This is a genomic window from Aliidiomarina sp., from assembly GCF_047920995.1.
In the GTDB taxonomy this organism is placed as follows: domain Bacteria; phylum Pseudomonadota; class Gammaproteobacteria; order Enterobacterales; family Alteromonadaceae; genus Aliidiomarina.
The window spans coordinates 26,441-49,516 of the sequence record NZ_JBLRWZ010000008.1 but is presented as its reverse complement, the minus strand read 5'-3'; the positions used below and the strand labels follow the sequence as shown (position 1 = coordinate 49,516).

Below are 23,076 nucleotides of genomic sequence, written 5' to 3'. Positions count from 1 at the left end.
GATTTCGTCTTTGTAAATATATGGATTCCAATGGATTCGCAAACTATTCGAAAAAAACACTTTCGCCGGCTGCTCTCTTATATTAAACCGTATCGATTAGCCTTTTTCGCTGCCGTAATAGGTATGCTCGGTTATGCTGGCGTAGATACGTTTTTCTTCTACCACATTGAAACTCTGATTGATCAGGGTTTAGGGCAAAGTAACTCAAAAATCCTCGTGTATGGTGCGATTTTTGTGCCGTTGGTGTTTATTCTGCGCGGCTTCTTTAACTTTGTTTCTACCTATTTCCTTAGCTATGTAGGCTTTCAAATCGTTACTACCATGCGCCAGCAGCTGTTCGAACACCTAATGCGCGTGCCAGTTTCCTATCACGATAACGTATCTACTGGCGATCTGATTTCCAAAATCACCTACGATTCGCAGCAACTTGCGGAAGCTACTAGCCGAGCGGTACTTACCTTAATTCGGGAAGGCGCCTTCGTAATCGGCTTATTGGGCTTAATGCTCTACCACAGCTGGCAGTTATCGTTAGTATTCTTTTTGATTGGCCCAGTAATCGCTAAAGTTGTATCAGTGGTTTCGCGCAAATTTCGGGAAGTAAGTACGAAAATTCAAACGGCGATGGGAAACGTTACTACCACTTCTGAGCAAATGATTAATGGCCATCAAGTAGTGGTGATGTTTGAAGGGCAGGAGCACGAAGCAAAACGTTTTGCTGAGGTAAATAAAGCAACTCGCCAACAGAACATGAAATTGGTGAATATTCGCACCATTAGTACCTCGGTAATTCAATTTATTGCTTCGTTAAGCTTGGCAGCGGTACTGTTGATAGCAAGCTTTCCGAGCATGATTGAACAGCTTACCCCAGGTGCCTTTACCACGCTGTTAACCGCAATGATTATGCTGTTGCGCCCATTGAAGCAGCTTACCAACGTAAATGCAGATTTCCAGCGCGGTTTAGCGGCAGCGGCTAGTATTTTCAAAGTTCTCGATGAAGAACAAGAGAAAGATACCGGTTCAATTAAAGTAGATCGCGTGCGCGGCGAGTTAACGGTGAAAGATTTAACCTTTAACTACCGCAAAGGTGATGCAGCAGCACTGAAGAATGTTAGCTTCTCGGTGCCTGCAGGAAGTACGGTTGCTTTGGTAGGCCGCTCTGGTAGCGGAAAATCTACCATTTCTAATTTGCTTACGCGTTTCTACGATTATGAAACTGGCACTATAGAATTAGATGGCATTGATTTGCGTGATTACGAACTGAAATCGTTACGCCGGCAGTTTGCCGTGGTATCACAAAATGTAACTTTATTTAACGATACCATTGCTAACAATATTGCTTACGGTGGCCGAGGCCCAGTAAGCCGTGAAGATATTGATCGGGCGATAAAATTAGCTTACGCCGATGAGTTTATTAACGAGCTTCCACAGGGCTTAGAAACCATTGTGGGTGAGAATGGCGTAATGTTATCAGGTGGCCAGCGCCAGCGCATTGCCATTGCGCGAGCGCTGTTGCGTGATGCACCGCTGTTAATCCTGGATGAGGCTACTTCTGCGTTAGATACTGAATCTGAGCGGCATATCCAAAAAGCCCTCGATAATTTGCAGCAAGATCGAACATCATTAGTAATTGCGCACCGGTTATCGACAATAGAAAAGGCCGACGAAATTTTAGTGCTAGATCATGGTGCCATTGTTGAGCGTGGTAACCATGCGGAACTGCTGGAAAAAGGCGGTGCCTATGCACAACTGTACAATATGCAATTCGGCGAATAACCAAGGACGTAGGAAAAATGAGTGCGAAGTTTCAGCACAACGAGCCAAGTAAATCGGCACAGCGATTAGTACGCTATTGGTACCAGCGCCGTTTGGCAGCCCCTTTGTGGTTACTGGCCCCATTTAGCGCATTATTTACTATGCTGGCTGCACTACGCAGAGGGCTATTTTTCATTCGCTTACGGCGCACCTATCGTGCCCCAGTGCCGGTAGTAGTGGTAGGTAATGTAACCGTAGGTGGTACCGGTAAAACGCCCACAGTGCTTGGTTTGGTAAGGCTTTTACAGCAAGCAGGGTATCGCCCTGGTATTGTTAGCCGTGGTTATGGCGGCAGCGGCCCATTTCCGATGCTGGTGGCTACGGATAGTAAACCGGAGATATGTGGTGATGAGCCGGTAATGCTGGCAAAACTTAGCGGTGTGCCGGTAGCGGTGGCACCAAAACGTGCCGATGCGGTGCGGCTGTTGTTAGCAGAAAAGCAGGGGTTAGCAGAAAACCAGATTGATATTGTGATTGCCGATGATGGCCTCCAGCACTATGCGTTGGGTCGTGATATTGAAATCGCCGTGGTAGATGGTGAGCGTGGCTTGGGCAATGGCTGGCGGCTACCTGCAGGCCCATTGCGCGAGAGTGCACGGCGTTTGCGGAAAGTAGATTGGGTAATTGTTAACGGTGCTGCATTTACTACTGTGGGGCAGTATGGCGAACGCTTAAAATTAAAGCCGCAGCAGCGCAGTGAGAAAATGATTGCCATGCAGTTAGAACCAGCAGGCTGGCATCGGGTAACAGATCATAAGGAAATAGATACGCCTACCGGTGAGAATGCGCTGGCAATTGCGGGTATTGGCAACCCAGAGCGGTTTTTTAAGGTGGTAATGGAGCAAGCCATTGATCTGCAAGAAACCCGTGTATTTCCAGACCACTACCAATATGTAGCGAATGATTTTTACAATGTAAGCAATAGCACCCCAATTCTAATGACGGAAAAAGATGCGGTAAAGTGCGCTGCTTTTGCCCGCCCACATTGGTATTATTTAAAGGTTGTGGCGCGCTTTTCGAATCACTTTGAAGCGCAATTTTTAGCGCGCGTGGCGCAGCTTGCAGCGCCCACAATAGCCACAGCAAACTCGCACGAACAACCCAGCTCGGAAGGAGTAGCGAAATGAGTGATACAAGCGCGAATGCAGCGAGTGTACCGGCCAATATGTTGTCGATTCTGGCGTGTCCTTCCTGCAAAGGTAAATTAGTGTGGAATAATGATAAAACCGAGTTGGTATGCCGAGGTGAACAGCTTGCCTATCCGGTAAGCAATGGCATACCCGCATTGCTTGCAAGTGCAGCACGCGAGCTATCCGTTGCTGAATTGGAGCAGTTAAAATCATGAGCTTTACGGTAGTGATTCCAGCACGTTTTAATTCTAGCCGTTTACCCGGTAAACCCCTGGCCGATATTCACGGTAAACCAATGATTCAGCACGTGTATGAACGCGCGTTGAAAAGTGGCGCTGCGGAAGTAATTGTGGCTACCGATGATGATCGTGTAATGGCGGTAATCAAAGAGTTCGGTGGGCGGGTAATGCGTACCTCACCCGATCATCAATCCGGCACTGAGCGGCTGGCGGAAGTGGTAGAACGCTTAGCTTTATCAGAAGATCAAGTAGTGGTGAACGTGCAGGGCGATGAGCCGTTCATTCCACCAGAAATTATTTGTCAGGTTGCTGAGAACTTGGCGAGCCAGCGGATTGCACCAATGGCTACGTTAGCAGTGCCATTAAAAGATTCCAGCGAACTGTTTAACCCGAATGTGGTGAAAGTTGTAACCGACGCCCGTAATTATGCGCTTTATTTTAGCCGCGCGGCTATTCCATGGGATCGAGAGCGCTTTAGCGCGAATCGCGATGAAGTAGATTTGCTGGGCGGTTTATATCGCCGCCACATTGGTATTTATGCTTATCGTGCAGGCTTTATTGAGCGTTATGCGGAATGGGAAGCCAGCCCACTGGAGCAGTTGGAATCGTTAGAACAGTTGCGGGTGCTTTGGTATGGCGAACGCATTCATGTTGCGGAAGCCTTATTTGATCCACCGGCAGGAATTGATACTCCGGAAGATTTAGAACGTGCTCGCGGCAAGTAATTTGCCGCGGTTTTCATTACAGTAAATCTAATTGTTGCTGGGCTTGTTCTTTCTGCTCTTGTTCAGCCTGCTGGCGTAAAAATGCTTCGCGGCGTTTTTGCCGACCAGCAAGCAACCGTAAAATTTCTGCTCGCTCGCTTTCTGGCTTTAAGTGCCATTGATAGCGTTCATCCCGCGAGCGCAAACACCCGCGGCAATAGCCCCTCGGCCCTGATTCGCAGATACCAATGCAGGGGTTGGGTAAATCGAACATTTCCAGTTGATTCACTGCCATTTAGCTTTGCTGCCTTTGCTGCTCGAACTCAACGCGCTCTCGAAAATGTTGTGGTGAGGTACCGGTTATCTTCTTAAATAACCGCGAAAAATAATACGGATCATCAAAGCCAAAGGCCAGTGCTACTTGCCGCACGCTGGCGTTGGTTTCATTCAGCATACGCTGTGCAGCAGCGATTTTCATTTCATTGAAGTAACGCAACGGCGGTACACCCGTTAGTTCTCTGAATTTCTTGCTGAAATAATAGCGCGATAATCCGGAAAATTCTGCAAAATCATTCAGCTGCAGAGTACGATGGCTATTATCGCGCATGAAACGATCGAGCGCGGTAAGGTTAAACAGGCTGTCGGCTGCTGCAGGTTCTTTTACTAATAACGGAATTTGGCTTAATAGTTTCCGCAGAATAGCAGTAGCGTACATTGCCCGTTCAAAGGTAAGCCGCTGGTGCTGCAGGTTCAGCAAATCGGTAACATCGGGAAGTAACGATTGCCAACGTTTTAAGGTAATTACTGGCGGCTGCTCGGGGGCACCTCGTAAGCCAATATAATCCATGAATTCTTGCGTGAGGCTACCAGCGAAGTGAGCCCAGTATATACTCCAGGGGTTTTCTGGATCGCTATGATAGCTATGCGCGATATCTTGCCGTAAAAAAAGCATTTGGCCGGCGTGAATTACGCCCTGATGCTGTTCAGTGCGATAAAAGCCTCGCCCAGCATGGCAAAAAATAAGCAGATGATCAGTGTGTACACTTCTGCGTACGCGGTGATCACGCGCCTCTAAATAGTGCCCATACGATACTGGATATAGCCCAGAACTCAGCGGATTGCTGGCCAGTTGCTGGCTAATTGCATGGGGCAACAGTAATCGCGAGCTACCTGCGGGTAGCGGCCAATCGGAAGGTTGGCACATGAAAGTGTACACTCATCGTAAAAAACAATATTATCCATTATAGCGGCAATTTTATCGATTCTAAAGTGCAGCCTTTTTTGCTCTAATGCCAGCAACAAAAAATTTACCAAATTGGCGCATGTTGTATTGCCCTAAATTGATGAGCGCCAATACCAAAGCAATCGACCATAAGATTTATCTAATCGAGGAAGTTATGAGCGCAACGAAAAAAGTAAAACTTTATATCGGCGGTGAGTTTGTAGAATCTACAACTACCCAATATATTCCGGTAACGAACCCGGCTACGCAAGAAGTAATTGCGGAAGCGCCTTGTGCTACTCCTGAAGAAGTGGCCCGCGCCATTGCGAGCGCCAAAGAAGCCTTTAAAACTTGGCGTGAAGTGCCAGTATCTGAGCGTGCTCGAGTAATGATGCGCTACCAAGCGTTGCTAAAAGAACATCATGATGAAATCGCGAAAATCTTGGCACTAGAAACAGGTAAAACCTTTGAAGATGCTAAGGGCGATGTTTGGCGTGGTATTGAAGTAGTTGAGCAAGCCGCTAACATTCCATCGTTAATGATGGGCGAAACGGCTGAGAATGTGGCGCGTGGTATTGATACCTATAGTTACGTACAACCACTAGGGGTGTGTGCAGGTATTACACCATTCAATTTCCCAGCCATGATTCCATTGTGGATGTTCCCAATGGCTATCGCCTGCGGTAACACCTTTATTCTAAAACCATCTGAGCAAGATCCGCTTACGCCAACGCGCTTAGTGGAGCTGTTTGAAGAAGCGGGTGCACCGAAGGGTGTATTGCAAATGATTCACGGTGGTAAAGAGCAAGTAGATATTTTGCTGCGTGATCCCGATGTGAAGGCGCTTTCGTTTGTAGGTTCAGTACCTGTAGCGGAATATATTTACCGCACTGGTACCGAAAATCTGAAACGTGTACAAGCGTTTGCGGGTGCGAAGAACCACAGCGTAATTATGCCAGATTCGAACAAGCAAACAGTAATCAACAACTTGGTAGGTGCCTCTGTAGGTGCTGCAGGCCAACGTTGTATGGCGATATCAGTGGCTGTATTTGTGGGTAAATCGAAAGAGTGGATTCCAGAGCTCGCTGAACAACTCGCCAAAGTTAAGCCAGGCGCGTGGGATGATAAAGATGCGGCTTATGGCCCACTAATTAGCCCGCAAGCGAAGCAACGGGTAGTAACCATGATTGAGCAAGGCAAAAAAGAAGGTGCCGAGTGCTTAGTGGATGGTACTAACTGTGAAGTTGCTGGTTTCCCTGATGGTAACTGGGTAGGCCCAACGTTCTTCAGCAAAGTAACTGCGGATATGAGCATTTACCAGCAAGAAATCTTTGGCCCGGTACTTTGTGCTGTTGAAGTAGAAACCTTGGAAGAAGCAATTGCATTAGTAAACGCCAACCCATTCGGTAACGGCACCTCGATCTTTACCGCCAATGGCGCAGCTGCTCGGAAATATCAGCATGAAGTGGAAGTAGGGCAAGTAGGAATTAACATTCCAATTCCAGTGCCACTCCCATTTTTCTCATTCACCGGTTGGAAAAATTCGTTCTTCGGTGATTTGCACGCCTACGGTAAGCAAGCTATTCGTTTCTACAGTGAAACGAAAACCATTACCGCGCGTTGGCCGGAAAGCGAAATTGATAATGGCCCGAACATGACCATTAAATTGCAGTAATAGCCCGGAGATTCATTGTGAATTTTAATTTAACTGATGATCAACAAGCCTTCGTAGATACGGCGCGGGCGTTTGCTGAAAAAGAAATGGCACCGCATGCCGCACGTTGGGATGCTGAGCATTACTTCCCCATCGAAGTGTTCCGTAAAGCTGGTGAAATGGGCTTTATGGGCATGTATACGCCAGAAAGCGCCGGCGGTTTTGGTATGTCTCGGCTAGATTCCGCGCTAATTTTTGAGCAGTTAGCTATGGGCTGTACCGCCACAACCGCCATGATGACCATTCATAACATGGTGAGCTGGATGATTGGCTCATTCGCAAAACCAGAAGTGGCTGAGCAATGGTGTAGTGAGCTGGTTACGGGTGAAAAGCTAGGCTCGTATTGCTTAACCGAACCAGGCTCTGGCTCTGATGCGGCAAATTTGCGTACTACTGCGAAGAAAGACGGTGATGAATATGTGCTGAATGGCTCGAAAATGTTCATCTCGGGCGCTGGAGCTACCGATGTATTGGTAGTAATGGCGCGCACTGGCGGCGAAGGCGCGAAAGGTATTTCGGCATTTGTGGTACCCGCGGATGCAGCGGGCATTCATTATGGTAAAGCAGAAGAGAAAATGGGTTGGAATGCACAACCTACTCGCTTAGTTACCTTTGAAGATGTGCGTATTCCAGCAGATTACCTATTAGGCGAAGAAGGCGAAGGCTTTAAATTTGCCATGATGGGCCTTGATGGCGGCCGGATTAATATTGCGGTGTGCTCGGTGGGTACTGCGCAGGCAGCATTAAACACGGCGCGTGATTATATGCATGAGCGTAGCCAGTTTGGGAAGCCCTTAGCGGCCTTCCAAGCGATGCAATTTAAACTTGCCGATATGGCCACTGAATTAGTAGCCGCGCGGCAGATGGTGCGTTTAGCAGCGTTTAAAGTAGATGAAAACGATGCGGATAAAACCACTTACTGTGCGATGGCGAAACGTTTTGCTACCGATATCGGCTTTCAAGTGTGTAATGAAGCACTGCAAATTCACGGTGGTTACGGCTATATCAAAGAATATCCGTTGGAGCGTTATGTGCGTGATGTTCGGGTTCACCAAATTTTGGAAGGAACCAACGAAATCATGCGGCTAATTATCGCCCGCCGTATTCTTGCAGATGGCTCTGCTGAGCTGCTGTAATTAAATCGGTGTCAGTGAGCTAAACCTCTGGCACCTTTTTTTTCTTCATTTTTCACCCAACAGGAGGTTGATCTTGGATACGCAAGAAACCCAAAACGATGCGGTGTTATTCTCTGAGGTAGCAACAGTTTCAGGCCATAAGATTGGTATAGCCTGCCTCAACTCTGAGCGTTCATTAAATGCCTTAAGCCTAGATATGATTCATTTGCTACAGCCTCAGCTGTTGGCTTGGCAAGATGATCCTGAAATTGCCTGTGTGTGGTTAGAAGGTGCGGGCGAAAAAGCATTTTGCGCGGGTGGCGATATTGTAGCGATGTATCACGCAATGAAAGAGCTACCGAACACGCCTGCAAATGAAGTTGTGGATTTTTTCACAGCAGAGTATCGCTTAGATTATTTGATTCAAACCTATGCAAAACCACTACTGGTATGGGGTGATGGCTTTGTGATGGGTGGCGGTATGGGCCTTATGAATGGTGCTAGCCATCGGGTGGTTACGGAGCGTTCGCGTTTAGCTATGCCGGAAATTAGCATTGGCTTGTATCCAGATGTAGGCGCCACCTATTTCCTTGGTCAGATGCCCGATAATATGGGCTTATTCGTTGGTTTAACGGCTGTGCAGGTGAATGCTGCAGATGCGTTATATCTTGGCATGGCAGATTTTGCGATTTCAAGCGAGAAACGTGATAACACCCTGCAAGCATTAAAGAATGCCAGTTGGACCGCAGATACGGAACTTAACCACGCCACGCTAAGCGATACACTGCAACAACGTATTTTTGCTGATGATGCTTTAGATGCTGGATATCTTTACGAGAACCGTGAGTTAATTAGTAAGCTGATGGCTGGCGATAGTGTAGTGGATGTGTGTGCCCAATTCTTAGCTCATGAAACGGATGATGCCGTGCTGCAACGGGCGCAGAAAACCTTGGCTAATGGCTGCCCATTAACGGCGCACATTGTGTGGCAACAACTCCAATTTGGCGGCAGCTTAACGCTGGCCGAAGCGTTTCGCTTAGAGCTTACGCTTTCTGTGAATTGTTCAATTACGGGCGATTTTGTGGAAGGCATCCGGGCTTTATTAATTGATAAAGATCGCAATCCACAATGGAGCCATGCTGGTATTGCCAAAGTAAGTGCAGAAGATGTAGATGCACTATTTATTGCGCCATGGGGCGAACAACCTCATCCGCTGGCAGATCTTGGTGAATAACAATAAATACCGTGGGCGGGTGTTAACCGCCCATACGGTTTAATAACAATGAGGAGCAAAACGATGGCTCGCGTAGGATTTATTGGTTTAGGTAACATGGGTGGCCCAATGGCCCTCAACTTGGTGAAAGCAGGCCACGATGTGCAAGTTTTCGATTTATCGCCAACCGCATTAGAAACACTAGCGCAAGCAGGCGCAACGGTTGCAGCAAGCGCGGCTGATGCCGTGGCTAACGTTGATTTTGTAGTTTCGATGCTACCTGCAGACAAACATGTGATTGGCTTGTACTTGGGTGAGCAGGGGATTGTTGATGCCATCCCTAAATCTGCTTTGGTAATCGATTCGAGTACTATTTCTGCCGAAGCAGCGCGGGAATTAGCCGCGGGTATCACTGCGCAAGGCCGTCGTTTTATTGATGCACCGGTATCGGGTGGTGTGGGCGGTGCAAAAGCCGGTACGTTAACCTTTATTTGTGGTGGCGAAGCGGCAGATATTGAAGAAGCTCGTACAGTTCTTGAGAACATGGGTAAAAACGTATTCAAAGCCGGCGCTCATGGCGCGGGCCAGGTTGCAAAAATCTGTAACAATATGCTGCTTGCGGTACTCATGGCGGGTACCTCAGAGGCATTGCAGTTAGGCAGAGCGCATGGCCTTGATGCTAAAGTACTAAGCGATATTATGTTGCAAAGTTCTGGCCGTAATTGGACACTTGAAGTATATAACCCATGCCCGGGCGTGCTAGAAGGTGTGCCTTCAAGCAATGATTATAACGGCGGCTTCTTGGTAGATCTGATGCTGAAAGATTTAGGTTTGGCGCAAAGCACTGCGGCTACTTCGGCTTCAGCAACGCCAATGGGTGATATGGCGGCGAAACTTTTTGCTGAACACAGCGAGGCAGGTTTCGGTAGTAAAGATTTCTCAAGCATTTTCCGTAAGTTTGAAAAGTAAGGATATAAGCACTAATGCAAATCAATGAATCAGTGATCGTAGTAACCGGCGGCGCGCAAGGCTTAGGCCGCTCAATGGCGGAAGATTTCGCCAAGGGTGGGGCTAAGCTCGCATTAATTGATATGAACGATGAAATGCTGCAAGAAGCGGCAGCTGCATGTTCTGCTGCCGGCGCCGCAGAGGTACAAACCTATAATGTGAATGTTACCAATGAAGCGGCGGTTGAAGAAGCATTCGCGGCGATTGATAGCCACTTTGGTGGTTTAGATGTGCTGATTAATAACGCGGGCATTTTGCGTGATGGCATGTTGATTAAGTGCAAAGATGGCGAAATTACTCATAAAATGCCGCTCCAGCAATGGCAATCGGTAATTGATGTGAACCTTACGGGCACGTTCTTGTGTGGCCGAGAAGCTTCGGCAGTAATGGCGAAGCGGGCGCGCAAAGGAGTGATTATTAACATCTCGAGTGTTGCTCGAGCGGGTAATATTGGCCAAACCAATTATGCGGCAACGAAAGCGGGTGTAGTGGCAATAACGGTTACTTGGGCGCGTGAGTTGGGCCGCTTTGGTATTCGTTGTGCAGCGATTGCACCGGGCTTTATTGAAACGCCAATGACAGCGCAAATGAAGCCGGAAGCAGTAGATCGTGCGTTAGCGATGGTGCCATTACGCCGTTGGGGCCAACCTGCTGAGATTGCGCACTCTGCGCGCTATATTATTGAAAACGATTTCTTTAGTGGGCGCGTTATTGAAATTGATGGCGGCGTGCGCTTATAAACGCTTGGTTTGGATAACGAATCGGGCTTCCACGCTTCCACAAAGGGGTGTTCGAGCTGTAACGTGGAACCGCTCGAACACCCCTTTGTGGGGCGAAGGCCGCGCTATCTTCGGTGCAGCATAAGGACGACACGAGTGAATAATGGTGTGGCAAAGCATTCTGCACAGCAGCAAGCGCTTGCGCAAACGGCGGAATGGGTTCAGCAAGTTATTGTAAAATATAATATTTGCCCATTCGCGCGCGCTGAGGTGGAGCGGCAAAGTATACGCTACTCGGTGTGTAGTGAGCAGGCAATGGAGCATGTGTTAACGGCGTTGCTAAATGAATGGCAATGGTTAGATGCGCATCCGGAAACGGAAACTACTTTAGTTATTCTGGATAAGGGTTTTGCGGAATTTGCAGAGTATTTGGATTTGCTTGATTTTGCGAATGAGCTGTTAGTGGTTGAGGGGTACGAGGGTGTGTATCAGATCGCAAGCTTCCATCCTAACTATCAGTTTGCGGACAGTGAGCTTGATGATGCGGCTAACTTTACCAACCGCTCGCCATACCCTGTGTTGCATATTTTACGTGAGGCGAGTTTGGAACAGGCATTAGCCAATTATTCTGATCCGGAATCAATTCCGGAACGAAATATTGAATTCGCTAGGCGTAAAGGCGCGCCATTTTTTGCGGATATTTTAAAGAAGATTAAAACCTAATTGGTATGGAATAGGTATAGTGCATAAATGGTTGATGGCAGGTGTATCGGCAGTGGTGTTGCTCACTGGGTGCAGCGAAGTGCAGCCGCTTTCTGAAGCGGAGCAAGTGGAACGGATTATTCAGCAAGAAATAGCGCGCAACGAACGTGGGTTAAACGCGCTAACGGATGCGGCTGAAGTAACCACTTATGATGGTTTTGCTTGGCGCCGTGGCGAGCGTATTCAAGTTCGTAATCATACTGATAATGGTATTCAAGGAATGGTTTTTCGCGGAAGCGTTAGCTGATCAAGGTAATCCGGTGTGTGTTGAAAAAGCTGCACAAGGCTGGCAAGCGGGAAGGGAATAAGGCTGATGAAACTAAGGCTGATGAAACTAAGGAATACTATTCGTGCGTAAATTACCGCCGTTGAATGCGCTGCGCTCGTTTGAGGCTGCAGCACGGCATTTGAGCTTTACTAAGGCCGCAGAAGAGTTGTTTGTTACGCAAGCTGCTGTAAGCCACCAGGTAAAGGCGCTTGAGGATTTCTTAGGGTTGGCGTTATTTCTGCGGCGCAACCGCGCGCTGCTGCTTACGGAAGCTGGGCAGAACTATTATTTAGATATTCGCCAGATGTTCGAGCAACTTACTTTGGCAACTTCGAAAGTGATGTTGGCGAGTGAGCAAGGCTCGCTTACTGTATGTGTACCACCAGGGTTTGCCATTTTATGGTTAGTACCGCGGCTGAGCCGTTTACATGAGGCCTACCCAGAAATTGATGTGCGCCTAAAAGCGGTAGATGAAATTTCTGGTTCGCTTACGGATTATGTGGATGTTGCTATTTATTATGGTAGCGGCACTTGGCCAGGGGTTACTTCCTATCGGCTGCACAAAGAGTACTTAATTCCAGTATGTTCACCGCTGTTGCTGCAAGGAGCTAAACCTTTGCAAACCCCTGCGGATTTGCATGAACATACGTTATTGCATGAAGAAACCCGCAATGCTTGGCGTGAATGGTTTGCTATGGTGGGTGAGCAGCCACCGAAAAACAAACGTGGGCCGGTGTTTTCACATTTAGCATTAGCGTTAAAAGCGGCGGTGCACGGCCAAGGTGTAACTTTGGCGAACAGCGTTTTGGCGAAGCCTGAGCTTGATTCAGGGCATTTAGTACAAGTGTTTCCGCAAATCTTACCCACCAATGAAGCATTTTATATGGTGTGTCGAGAATCCCAAGCGGATGTGGGGAAGGTGGCGAAGTTCCGTGATTGGATTCTCGCTGAAGTATTGCGTGATGAGCAAGAAGCTCAGCATCTAGAACAACAGGTACAAGGATAGCAATGGCGATTATCGTATTTGCGCACGGAGCAGGGGCAGGGCCTGAAAGTGAGTTTATGTGCTCAATTTCTTCCTTTTTGGAACAAAAAGGCCATAAAGTTCATCGTTTTGCTTTTCCGTACTGGCAAATAATTGAACAGAGTGGTAAAAAGCGCCCCCCAGATAAACGAAATGTGTTGGATGCAGCTTTTATAGAGCAAGTTCGCATAGCGCAACAAGGGGCGGATGATATTCCGCTGTTCGTAATGGGAAAATCAATGGGTGCTCGAGTAGCATTTCGATGTGCTGATGCTGTGGATGCCAAAGCGGCGATTGGATTAGGGTTTCCGTTCTATCCGCCCGGTAAGCCAGAAAAACATCGGTTAGATGAACTAACCAATGAGCGGCCAAAGAACTTTATTTTGCAAGGTACGCGCGACCCCTTTGGTAAATCGGATTGGCTGGCGGCACAACAATTACCTGCTAATCTGCAATTGGAATGGTTTACGGATGGTGATCACGATTTACGCTTGCCAAAGCGCAGCGGCCTTTCACAGGCAGAAGCATGGCAATTATCGGCACGAAGCATTGATCGGTTTGTGGGAAAAGTTAGTGGTTAAGTAATCACTGTTTAGAAGTTTAATAATGAATATATGAACTAGCTGCAAACGCTTGTGGTTAGTAAAAGGAAGAAGAATTTTATGGCTGTTTTGTTATATTGCCGAGCTGGATTTGAAGGCGAATGCGCTGCGGAAATTCAAGAGCGAGCAGCATCGCTTGGCGTATACGGCTATTGCAAAACGCAACCCGATAGTGCGTTAGTTATTTTTGAATGTAAGCCAGAAGAAGGCGATCATCTTGCTCGCAAGATATCGGTTCATTCGTTAATATTTTCGCGGCAATTATTTGTGCGGGCGGCGGAATTAAACCAATTAGATACGATGGACCGCGTAACTCCGATTGTGGAATCGTTAACAGATATGCAATTGTGCGGCCGGATGTGGATAGAAACCACAGATACCAATGATGGCCGTTCGTTGTCTGCGCTATGTCGAAAAATCACTAAGCCGCTTACGATGGCGCTGCGCGAGAAAGGCCTGTTAACTCCGGAAGAGGTTAGCAATCGCCCAGTTTTGCACGTGCTTTTTCGCAGTACGCATTCGGCAATCATCGGCTATTCCTATAGTTATAATCACTCACCCTACTTGATGGGGATTCCGCGGGTGCGCACGCCGAAAGGGGCACCGAGCCGCTCTGCAGCAAAGCTGGCAGAGGCATTTAAAGTGATGATCCCGGAAAGTGAGTTTGAACGCAGAGTGCAACCGGGCATGAAAGCGGTAGATCTCGGCGCATGCCCCGGTGGCTGGACCTCAGTATTAGTGCATTACGATATGATGGTAGCGGCAGTAGATAATGGCCCGATGGATGAAGGGTTGATGAATACAGGGCAGGTTCGGCATTATCAAGAAGATGGCTTTCAGTTTCTACCAAAACGTAAAAACGTAACCTGGTTAGTATGCGATATGGTAGAAAAGCCGAAACGAGTGGCGCAATTAATGGCCGATTGGTTTATTGGCGAGTGGTGCCATGATGCGATGTTTAATCTTAAGCTGCCGATGAAATCTCGCTATACTGCCGTACAACAAGATTTAGAAGCGATTCGTGAACGTTTGGCGGAAGCGGAAGTTTATGGTTATGAGCTTTCTGCGAAGCATTTGTATCATGATCGGGAAGAGATAACGGTGTATTTGCGCAAGAAGTATAAGAGTTAGCAGCACACCGCTGAAAAGCTCTCACAACCATTGCGGTGTGAGAGCGTAACTTGCATTGTATAAGTGTTTAAACGAAAGGCAGTAGCGCAGCTACAATGCGATTTTGTAGAGTGAACATTATGCAAACGAAAAACTACTTCAAGCAGAGTTATACGCGGGGTATTACTGCTCTGTTGGCGATTATCTTCATTGGGCAATCTCCAACGAGTGTTGCCGATGAATCGTTGTTATCTCCCCTCAGCACACCGCAGGTAGTGGCTTTTGAACGCAGTAAAACACAGTATTTAATAACAGCCATAATTGCTTCACATCGAACGTTACTAGCACAATTACATCGGGATGTTAGTGTTTATGAAAATGCCGATGCAGCTCAGTACGCGCAAAACGCTCGACAAATATTAAGAGCACTGCCGCCTGTAGCTGATGTATGCCAAGAGAACTTAGCGGGTATGCGCTTGCAGCATGCGAATGATCAGATTCAGGATGAATATCATTTGCCGCTAGCATCAATTTATTTCCAAGGTGATATCAGCCCGCTTTTTACGCGCCTCGAGGAGTTAGAGAACCCAGAAATAGACCCCGACGCATACGAGAAGATGAACGCAATTCATAGATCACTGTTTGGTAGAACCTTGAGTAGGAATCTGGATAGTAATTCTTGCTGGGCTCTGTTAGGGAGGCGTTTTCCGTATGGCAAAGATGAGCCGCTAATGCAACGCGGTTGCAGCGCATTTGATGTGATAAATGACTGCATTGTAGAGATGCGAGAAATTCACGCGATCAGCGATGCAAAACGGGTTGAAGTAAGCCTTCAGCAATACGAAGGCACCATCCCACTGCAGAAAAACCCATACCGACGCAATAGCAACGATGAGCCGCTTAACCCTACGCGCCGCTATTATTGATTTTACTAAGCTTTAAAGAGAGATGAAAAGTGAAAGAACGTGAGTTAGCCGCATGGCAACAAGCTCAAGAACAGGGCTTGGCAAAGTTTGTAGTAATGAATGGTGTGCTCTCGTGGGGCTTGCCGATGCTGATTATTATTGGCTATTTTAATAATGTACTAGGCGAGGGAGCTACGGTTGCCGCGGTACTAATTCATTGTGCAATTTGGTTTGCAGCCGGTGGCTTATTTGGTGTAGTGCTGTGGTATGTAAGCGATTATCGTTATAAGAAGCACATGCGCAAAATTACAGAGAAGCAAGATAAGGAACAAGAGTAGCGTTCGCAACCATTTACTCGTTGTAGGTAATGCGAACTGCTTGGTAGGGCGTTACCGCCGTTTGCCGAGCCGCAAAGGGTATCTTTCTGGGGTATTGATAATAACGAAAAAGGAGTAGCTAAGTGCCACTCCTTTTGTTGTTAGATAGCAAGTTTTACTGCACTAAAGCTTACAGCCGATCGAGAATAGCTTGAGTAAAATCGGTAGTGCCATGGCTACCACCTAAATCGGCGGTAGTACGATCGCCACTTTCAATTACATCACGCAATGCAGCAAGAATTTTCTTCGCCTGCTCTTGCATATCTAAATGCTCAAGCATTTGGATAGAGGCCAAGATAACCGAGGTTGGGTTGGCTAAGTTCTTACCAGCAATATCGGGAGCTGAGCCATGCACAGCTTCAAAAATTGCACATTCTTGGCCAATATTTGCACCTGGTGCCATACCTAAACCACCTACTAAGCCAGCGCATAAATCAGAGAGAATATCGCCGAAAAGGTTGGTGGTTACGATTACATCGAAATGCTCTGGGGTCATTACCAACTTCATGCACGCAGCATCTACGATCATTTCTTCAAATTGAATATCTGGGTATTGGGCAGCAATTTCACGGGCAACTGCGAGGAACATACCGGAAGTGGTTTTCAGGATGTTGGCTTTGTGCACCGCAGTTACTTTTTTGCGATTTTCCCGCTGTGCGGTTGCAAACGCAAAGTGCACGATACGCTCACAGCCTAAACGAGTAACTCGGCTCATAGCTTCGGCTTCACTGCCATCTGCTTTGGTAGTTTGCCCTAAGCCCGAATACATTCCTTCGGTGTTTTCACGAATGGTAATAATATCAATGTCTTCATATCGCGCTTTGGTGCCTTTGAAGCTAACTACTGGGCGTACATTTGCATACAACCCAAAATGCTTGCGTAAGGTTACGTTGATTGATGTAAAGCCACCACCTACTGGCGTGGTAAGTGGGCCCTTGAGGGTTATACCATTGCGAGCGATGGCATCTAGCGTTTGTTCTGGCAACAGTTCACCGTGCTTTTCAAGCGCTACTAGGCCAGCTTCCGCGTATTCATAATTGAAATCACAGCCAGCTTTATCAAGGATTTGTACTGCAGATTTAATGATATCAGGGCCGATACCATCGCCTGGAATTACGGTAATTGTTTTGCTCATAAAATAACCCTTTTACAACTGGTTTATGCAAGTATTCAGTGCTGGAATTTTTAACTGCAAGGAAACGGTATTCACATTGCAGCTATAAATATGATTTTGCTGCTGCTTTATACCATTTTCCGGCTTTTTCCGCCATATAACGAACTACAACTATAGTCGGTATTCAGCAAATGATTGGCGCTTAGCCGAGCGTTGCGAGTGTGTTATCTGCCTCGCAAGCCCAGTTTAGCTGCCGAACTCAGATTCGTAAGCGGGTTCACCCCAAGAGATGAGCTTATCGTTAGTAAATAGTAAGGGGGTGGTTTCATCGCGGGTGGTAATGCCATCCGAGCGCACATGTTGGGTTCGATAGAACAAAATAAGGATGTTTCTGCCATCGGCAGTGGTGCGGGCTTCACTGAGATCTGGCGGACCAAGTAAGCGAAGCACTTCGTCGCGTGGCGTACCGATCTCTAACCGGCCAATATACTTCCGGTTAAAGATCTCACGTTCACGCCATGTCATGGTTTCAGGGTTCGCAGTGTAAAAGTGCATGATACCCCCGGCAATAATTGCATAGAGCGCAAAGCCTATTACTGCGATCAGAAAGCCTTTCTTCACAAATTTACCTTTTCACAACGCGATAGCATGGTTGATATTTTGTACCACCTGGCAGTTTCATGCGATCCTGCTCAACGAAAGATTGCAGCAGTTCGTCGAGTTCGCGCATGAATTCTGCTTCACCGGTGATTTGATAGGGCCCATGTTCACGGATTTCCCGTAAACCGGGTGCTTTCACATTGCCGGCTACAATTGCTGAGAATGCGCGTCGCAAATCTGCGGCAAGCTGTTCTTTTGGTTGTTTCCGGTTTAAGTTTAATGCCGCAACGTTGGCATGAGTTGGCTCGAATGGCTGTTGAAACGGCTCTTCGATGTGTAGAGTCCAGTTAAAGTGGTAAGCATCGCCACTTTCTCGGCGATAACGTTTTACCGCTGCCATACCTGTTTGCACGTGTTGGGCAACTGAAATAGCATCGTTAATAATAATTTTATAGTACTGGGTTGCTTCTTCTCCAAGCGTGTTGGCAATAAAGCGATCTAACTGCTCAAAGTAAGGGCGTGCCCCCTCTGGCCCTGTAAGAATAACGGGTAGCGCTTGCTCTTTGTTTTGCGGGTGCATCAAGATGCCGAGCAAATACAGTAATTCTTCTGCTGTGCCCGCTCCACCTGGAAAAATAATAATGGCGTGAGCACAGCGTACGAATGCCTCTAAGCGCTTTTCGATATCAGGCATAATCACCAACTCATTGACAATTGGGTTTGGAGGTTCTGCCGCAATAATGCCGGGTTCGGTAAGGCCAAAGTAGCGTGCGTTTTTGATTCGTTGTTTGGCATGGCCGATGGTGGCGCCTTTCATTGGACCTTTCATGGCGCCAGGGCCACATCCGGTGCACACGTTAAATGCGCGTAAGCCTAATTCGTAACCCACTACTTTGGTATATTTGTATTCGTTCTCGGAAATCGAGTGGCCACCCCAGCACACCACCATATCAGGCTCTTGCGCTGGTTTTACTACGCCGGCATTGCGGAGAATATCAAAGGTAACGTGAGTGAGATGGCGTGTGCTCATACTTTGCAGCACTTCCGTTGGGTAACGTTCACCAACGAACAGGATATCGCGCAGCACGGCCTCTACGTGCTCACGGATCCCTACGATAAGCTCACCATCAACGAATGCAGAAGGCGGTGGATTGATTAATTCAAGTTTTACACCTCGTTCGCGGCGCAGAACATTTACTTCAAAATCTTCAAACTGGTCAAAAATATCCGCGCTGTTATCGGTATGGCTGCCCACATTTAATACTGCCAACACGCAATTGCGGAATAGCTTGTATAAAGGGCTATCAGTAGATTGCTGCAATCTATCGATTTCTAATTGCGATAATAATGCCATGCTGCCTTGTGGCGATAATGAAATTCTCATACTTATTCTCTGCTCCTCTCCACTAGCCCATGCTAGGTGGTATTTCTTGTGCTTATTATTAATTTTAATTTTCACGTTTATAAACAGTAAGAGTACGCATCTTCACTACCATTAATCAACCAAAATCAGTTATTGGCGCGCCAAGCGGCCCCGTAATAGGGCTGTATCAATATTACTTTTGCGATTGCTGCGAATGGGATTGATATCCAGCCCACCTCTGCGTGTGTAACGCGCAAATACCGTAAGCTCTTGGCATTGCAATGCAGTGTGCAAATCGCTGTAGATTCGTTCCACACATTGTTCGTGAAATTCATTATGGTTGCGAAACGAAACAATATATTGCAACAGTGCTTGCCGATCGATTTTAGGCCCAGTGTAGGCAATATAAACGGAACCCCAATCGGGTTGGTTGGTGATTAAACAATTCGATTTCAGTAAGTGGCTATGCAGTACCTCGGTAACAACGGTAGCGTTGCTATTCAGTTTAGCGATCAGTGCTGGGTTGTAATCGTAATCAGTAATGGTTACCGATTCTTGATCAATACATTCGCCAGGTAAGGTGATTAAATTATGGGTTGTGTACTCATCTAGGGAATATAGGCGCACTTGCACCGGGGCTCCGGCGCAGGAACTTAAATCTTGGTGTAGGGCGTTTATTACGCTATCACTATCTGCAAATACACTCTGATTAAAGCCGTTGAGGTATAGTTTAAATGATTTCGATTCGATCAAGTTAGGGCTTGTTATCGGCACCTCAACTTCAGCGATCGCTACTGCGGGTACGCCATTAGGTTGCAACCAAGAGAGCTCATAGCAGGTCCATAAATCGCACCCCACAAATGGCAGTGCATCATTATTAATACCAATACTACTGCGGTTAAGCTGGCGTGGCACTGGTTGAAGCAGTGTGGCATCGTATTGATTGGGGTATTCAGTAATTTGGCCAAGTTTCAATTTAGCCATAGGGTTTTCGCTGCTCACTGGTATTCCCTTTATGCTGTGCGTAGAATGCAACTATTGTATGAAGAATTAGTGGTGGAAGCCAGATGAATACTGGAAACAATCTAGAAAATACAGCAGCGCAGCGGGCAGCGAAAGCAGCTGCAGCTATTGCAGAGTTACATGAGCGTTATCAACGTGCCTATCAGGCGGCTCAGCAGCAACCGAGTACCGAATATATGTCGGGTTGGGAAGCTCCTTGTTATGTAGGTAAGCCTATTGGTGGTGAAATTGCTTGGCGCCCGGTTGCACAAAATCCGGCATTGGATTTTAGCGGGGTAGAGCATGCCTTGGAAATGCCGCTAGATACTGAAACCAAGATCTTATTCTCGGCGATGTATGCCGGCGATTTAATTTTAGAGTTTGCTAGCAATGAACTCGTTTTATTACAGGTAATGTGTGCTGAAGATGGTGAACGTTTGCAAAAGAACCTGATTGGCCATGTGATGATGAAGCAACGTTTAGAGCAACCCATCACTCTTTTTATTGGCCTAACGGATGAAGATGATTTGTTGATCTCGGTAGATAACGATACGGGTGAAGTAGGTTTGGAGTATGTTGGGAAACCGCAGCATGAAGTATTGGCCGCGAATGTAAGCGATTTTTTAGAACAATTATCGCCGCGTATTGATGGTGCCGAATTTACCGCATAACATTGGCATAAACCTGAATGAAAGTGAGAAACCAATGAGTACAGATATTAGTTTAAAAGGTGAGTTGATGTATTTGGGCCAAGAGCATTTGGCCACTGCCGCTTCGTTGTTGTTTCAAGCCTACCAAAACGACCCGTTATTCCAATCTATCTTTCAAGTAGAAAAAGAAGGCTATGCGCAGCGCTTGCGTGCTGCCATTCGTGAAGAGCTGACCGTATTTCATGAACATCAGCAGCCGATGTTCGGGCTATTTCATGATGATACCTTGGAAGGTGTGGTGTGCATGACCCGACCGGGCAGTAATTTTGGCCCTGAACGTTTTTGGCATTGGCGCCTACGCATGCTGCTTACGGCTGGCTATGTGAGCACTAAGCAAATGCTTGAGAAAGAGCGGATTATTGCAGAAGCCATGCCAGTACAAAATTATCATATGCTCACCTTTATCGCGGTACACCCAAATTATCAGCAACAAGGGCTTGGTGATTTACTAGTGCATGCCGCTCGCAATGAGTTGGAGAATCATGCGGAATCGGCTGGCATTTCACTGCTGGCAACGCGCAGCGAATACGGCAAGTTTTTTGCTAGCCGCGGCTTTCATGAATTGCGCTCACTGCAGGTTGGTGAAATTAAGGGCCAGCTGATGTTTTTGGCGCGGGAAGATGAAGAAGTGGTGGAGAATTCTGCAGAATAATTGACATTTATCGCCATTTCAGGTGAAATCCACGCCCTTGTTTTTGTGCAGCAGTATTCGCTTTACAGAAACACCAGAAGAGGTGCGTTTGCTAGGTAGGCTTGGGTTGGGTGCCAAACCCCAATAACTTAAGTTCAGGGAGCATAACGCCGAGGTAGCTGCAGATTGGCAATGTAGCTATCGGTGCCACGGGTTGAATCTCTGTCACTGTCACCGTTTTTCACAGGTGGAGAGCTTCTGGAGCGTAGCTTTTTAAGGCTGAGCGTTAGTTTGCTCGCGAGAAAAGTTTTTAGCGTTCCTGAACTCTTCGAACACGATATGGTTCGGAGCTATGCAAAAGAATTTAGAATCTTCAGTTATTGTTGCCAAGTTTGGTGGCACCTCAGTTGCCGATTACTCGGCGCTTCAGCGTTGTGCTGATATTATTCAAAATAATCCTGCTATTCGATTAGTAGTAGTGAGTGCTGCTGCTGGCGTAACCAATCGTTTGGTGGCGCTATCGAAAGGTGTTGAAAACGAGAAAGAACGGCTACAGCTGCTGAGTGAAGTAATGGATATTCAGCATCAAATTAGCCAGCACCTATCACCAACGCCGGAATTAAACGCTCAACTACGGGATTATTTGGTGCGCATGGCGTTACTCAGTAATCAACTAGCAGAGCAGGGCGCTGAAGCTGCGAAACAAGATGAGTTGCTCGCCTTTGGTGAGCGCTGCTCTTCTATGTTTCTGGCGGAAATACTGCGCCAGCGCGGCCATACTGCGCGTGATTTCAATGCTTGCTTAGCCATTCGTACCGATAGCCATTTTGGCGCGGCAGAAGCTCGGCCGGTGCGGATTAGTATGTTGGTTCGTGAGCACTTAACGCCACTACTAGCAAACTATTGCGTGGTAACCCAGGGGTTTATTGGTGCAGATGCCGCGGATCGCGTTACTACTCTGGGAAGAGGTGGCTCAGATTTAAGTGCGGCATTATTCGCCGAAGCGTTGCGGGCGCATACCTTACAAATTTGGACCGATGTAGATGGCATTTATACTTGCGATCCACGTCAGGTACCCACGGCTCGGCCAATTCCAGAAATTACCTTTGCGGAAGCAGCAGAAATGGCTACTTTCGGCGCGAAAATCTTACACCCAGCTACGTTATTACCAGCGCAACGCGCGAAAGTTCCAGTGTTTATCGGTTGTACGCGTGAGCCCGAGAAAGCGGGTACCTGGGTGCGCAACACCACGCAACAACGGCCGATGTGTAGAGCATTAAGTGTGCGGAAAGGGCAAGTATTGCTTACCGCCCGTAGTTTAAACATGTTGCATGCCCGCGGTTTTTTGGCCGAGCTATTTGCGATTTTAGCGCGCCACCGTATTTCGGTAGATTTAATTACCACATCGGAAGTTTCGGTTGCGTTAACACTTGATACCACAGGTTCCCAATCTGCTGGGAAAGCGCTGGTAAGCGAGGCGTTATTGGCCGAGTTGGCGCCACTTTGTGATGTAAAAGTGGAAGATGGTTTGGCGCTTATCGCATTGATAGGCCATCAGCTTTCTGAAACTCCAGAAGTTGCCGGCCGGGTATTTCAGGTGATAGCGCCGAAAAATATCCGCATGATTAGCCAAGGAGCAAGCCCCAATAATTTGTGCGTGTTGGTACAAGAAACCGATGCCGCGGAAATATTACAGGCATTGCACAGTAACTTTTTGGATTAGGGCGCGCGC

25 protein-coding genes and 1 riboswitch are annotated in these 23,076 nt (G+C 47.3%); of the genes, 19 read left to right on the top strand and 6 right to left on the bottom strand.

Annotation, left to right across the window (positions count from 1 at the left end; genetic code table 11):
* Positions 1-30: 30 nt before the first annotated feature.
* From msbA to kdsB, 4 genes are read left to right on the top strand one after another with little or no spacing between them, the layout of a single operon-like run.
* Entirely contained in the window at positions 31-1,773 is a 1,743-nt protein-coding gene (gene msbA, locus ACNA7P_RS03575; RefSeq protein ID WP_416257236.1) for a lipid A export permease/ATP-binding protein MsbA, read from the top strand.
* A gap of 17 nt (positions 1,774-1,790) precedes the next feature.
* Positions 1,791-2,939, top strand: a complete 1,149-nt coding sequence (gene lpxK / locus ACNA7P_RS03570) for a tetraacyldisaccharide 4'-kinase (protein WP_416257235.1) — start codon at positions 1,791-1,793, stop codon at positions 2,937-2,939.
* Positions 2,936-3,157, top strand: coding sequence for a Trm112 family protein (locus ACNA7P_RS03565; protein WP_416257234.1), 222 nt, complete (start codon positions 2,936-2,938; stop codon positions 3,155-3,157). The genes lpxK and ACNA7P_RS03565 overlap by 4 nt, the downstream gene beginning before the upstream one ends.
* Entirely contained in the window at positions 3,154-3,906 is a 753-nt protein-coding gene (gene kdsB / locus ACNA7P_RS03560) for a 3-deoxy-manno-octulosonate cytidylyltransferase (RefSeq protein ID WP_416257233.1), read from the top strand. Before ACNA7P_RS03565 ends, kdsB begins: the two co-directional genes overlap by 4 nt.
* A gap of 16 nt (positions 3,907-3,922) precedes the next feature.
* Here kdsB and ACNA7P_RS03555 read toward each other — a convergent pair whose 3' ends face one another.
* Entirely contained in the window at positions 3,923-4,180 is a 258-nt protein-coding gene (locus ACNA7P_RS03555; protein ID WP_416257232.1) for a DUF1289 domain-containing protein, read from the bottom strand.
* Positions 4,181-5,089, bottom strand: a complete 909-nt coding sequence (locus ACNA7P_RS03550) for an AraC family transcriptional regulator (protein WP_416257231.1) — start codon at positions 5,087-5,089, stop codon at positions 4,181-4,183.
* A gap of 193 nt (positions 5,090-5,282) precedes the next feature.
* On the opposite strand from ACNA7P_RS03550, the gene ACNA7P_RS03545 reads away from it, so the two are divergent.
* The 12 genes from ACNA7P_RS03545 to ACNA7P_RS03490 all read left to right on the top strand — a co-directional run bounded on the left by ACNA7P_RS03545 (position 5,283) and on the right by ACNA7P_RS03490 (position 15,885).
* Positions 5,283-6,782, top strand: a complete 1,500-nt coding sequence (locus ACNA7P_RS03545; RefSeq protein WP_416257230.1) for a CoA-acylating methylmalonate-semialdehyde dehydrogenase — start codon at positions 5,283-5,285, stop codon at positions 6,780-6,782.
* Positions 6,783-6,799: 17 nt separating this feature from the next.
* Entirely contained in the window at positions 6,800-7,957 is a 1,158-nt protein-coding gene (locus ACNA7P_RS03540; RefSeq protein WP_416257229.1) for an acyl-CoA dehydrogenase family protein, read from the top strand.
* Positions 7,958-8,030: 73 nt separating this feature from the next.
* Positions 8,031-9,170, top strand: coding sequence for an enoyl-CoA hydratase/isomerase family protein (locus tag ACNA7P_RS03535; protein ID WP_416257228.1), 1,140 nt, complete (start codon positions 8,031-8,033; stop codon positions 9,168-9,170).
* 63 nt (positions 9,171-9,233) lie between these two features.
* Entirely contained in the window at positions 9,234-10,118 is an 885-nt protein-coding gene (mmsB, locus tag ACNA7P_RS03530) for a 3-hydroxyisobutyrate dehydrogenase (protein WP_416257227.1), read from the top strand.
* Positions 10,119-10,132: 14 nt separating this feature from the next.
* Positions 10,133-10,897 (top strand): SDR family oxidoreductase, encoded by a 765-nt coding sequence (locus tag ACNA7P_RS03525; RefSeq protein WP_416257226.1) that lies wholly within the window; start codon positions 10,133-10,135, stop codon positions 10,895-10,897.
* A gap of 135 nt (positions 10,898-11,032) precedes the next feature.
* Positions 11,033-11,599, top strand: a complete 567-nt coding sequence (locus tag ACNA7P_RS03520) for a DUF1415 domain-containing protein (RefSeq protein ID WP_416257225.1) — start codon at positions 11,033-11,035, stop codon at positions 11,597-11,599.
* A 19-nt stretch (positions 11,600-11,618) separates the two neighbouring features.
* Positions 11,619-11,885, top strand: a complete 267-nt coding sequence (locus ACNA7P_RS03515) for a hypothetical protein (RefSeq protein WP_416257224.1) — start codon at positions 11,619-11,621, stop codon at positions 11,883-11,885.
* Positions 11,886-11,988: 103 nt separating this feature from the next.
* A complete protein-coding gene (locus tag ACNA7P_RS03510) occupies positions 11,989-12,912 on the top strand; it encodes a transcriptional regulator GcvA (protein WP_416257223.1) in 924 nt (307 codons plus the stop codon).
* Between the two features lie 2 nt (positions 12,913-12,914).
* Positions 12,915-13,511: an alpha/beta family hydrolase gene (locus ACNA7P_RS03505; protein WP_416257222.1), complete on the top strand. Its 597-nt coding sequence runs from the start codon at positions 12,915-12,917 to the stop codon at positions 13,509-13,511.
* Positions 13,512-13,592: 81 nt separating this feature from the next.
* Positions 13,593-14,663: a 23S rRNA (cytidine(2498)-2'-O)-methyltransferase RlmM gene (gene rlmM / locus ACNA7P_RS03500; RefSeq protein ID WP_416257221.1), complete on the top strand. Its 1,071-nt coding sequence runs from the start codon at positions 13,593-13,595 to the stop codon at positions 14,661-14,663.
* Positions 14,664-14,782: 119 nt separating this feature from the next.
* Complete coding sequence (locus ACNA7P_RS03495; RefSeq protein ID WP_416257220.1) at positions 14,783-15,568, top strand: hypothetical protein; 786 nt, start codon at positions 14,783-14,785, stop codon at positions 15,566-15,568.
* 29 nt (positions 15,569-15,597) lie between these two features.
* The gene (locus tag ACNA7P_RS03490; RefSeq protein ID WP_416257219.1) at positions 15,598-15,885 is read left to right on the top strand and encodes a hypothetical protein; all 288 of its coding nucleotides are present in this window, start codon (positions 15,598-15,600) and stop codon (positions 15,883-15,885) included.
* Between the two features lie 169 nt (positions 15,886-16,054).
* Here the strand turns inward: ACNA7P_RS03490 and ACNA7P_RS03485 are convergent, their stop codons facing one another.
* From ACNA7P_RS03485 to queF, 4 genes are all read right to left on the bottom strand, one after another.
* On the bottom strand, positions 16,055-17,059 hold the full coding sequence (locus tag ACNA7P_RS03485) for an isocitrate dehydrogenase (protein WP_416257218.1): 1,005 nt from the start codon (positions 17,057-17,059) through the stop codon (positions 16,055-16,057).
* Positions 17,060-17,284: 225 nt separating this feature from the next.
* On the bottom strand, positions 17,285-17,659 hold the full coding sequence (locus ACNA7P_RS03480; RefSeq protein WP_416257217.1) for a DUF3192 domain-containing protein: 375 nt from the start codon (positions 17,657-17,659) through the stop codon (positions 17,285-17,287).
* Between the two features lie 4 nt (positions 17,660-17,663).
* Positions 17,664-19,022 carry a nucleotide 5'-monophosphate nucleosidase PpnN gene (gene ppnN / locus ACNA7P_RS03475; protein ID WP_416257216.1) on the bottom strand — a complete coding sequence of 453 codons (1,359 nt, stop codon included), beginning with the start codon at positions 19,020-19,022 and terminating at the stop codon, positions 17,664-17,666.
* Between the two features lie 129 nt (positions 19,023-19,151).
* The gene (gene queF, locus ACNA7P_RS03470) at positions 19,152-20,003 is read right to left on the bottom strand and encodes an NADPH-dependent 7-cyano-7-deazaguanine reductase QueF (protein ID WP_416257215.1); all 852 of its coding nucleotides are present in this window, start codon (positions 20,001-20,003) and stop codon (positions 19,152-19,154) included.
* A gap of 65 nt (positions 20,004-20,068) precedes the next feature.
* Here queF and syd point away from each other — a divergent pair, with 65 nt between their 5' ends.
* From syd to lysC, 3 genes are all read left to right on the top strand, one after another.
* Complete coding sequence (syd, locus tag ACNA7P_RS03465; RefSeq protein WP_416257214.1) at positions 20,069-20,674, top strand: SecY-interacting protein; 606 nt, start codon at positions 20,069-20,071, stop codon at positions 20,672-20,674.
* Positions 20,675-20,708: 34 nt separating this feature from the next.
* Positions 20,709-21,365 (top strand): GNAT family N-acetyltransferase, encoded by a 657-nt coding sequence (locus ACNA7P_RS03460; protein ID WP_416257213.1) that lies wholly within the window; start codon positions 20,709-20,711, stop codon positions 21,363-21,365.
* 69 nt (positions 21,366-21,434) lie between these two features.
* Positions 21,435-21,610: riboswitch (Lysine riboswitch) on the top strand.
* Positions 21,611-21,696: 86 nt separating this feature from the next.
* On the top strand, positions 21,697-23,067 hold the full coding sequence (lysC, locus tag ACNA7P_RS03455; RefSeq protein ID WP_416257212.1) for a lysine-sensitive aspartokinase 3: 1,371 nt from the start codon (positions 21,697-21,699) through the stop codon (positions 23,065-23,067).
* Positions 23,068-23,076: the final 9 nt, after the last annotated feature.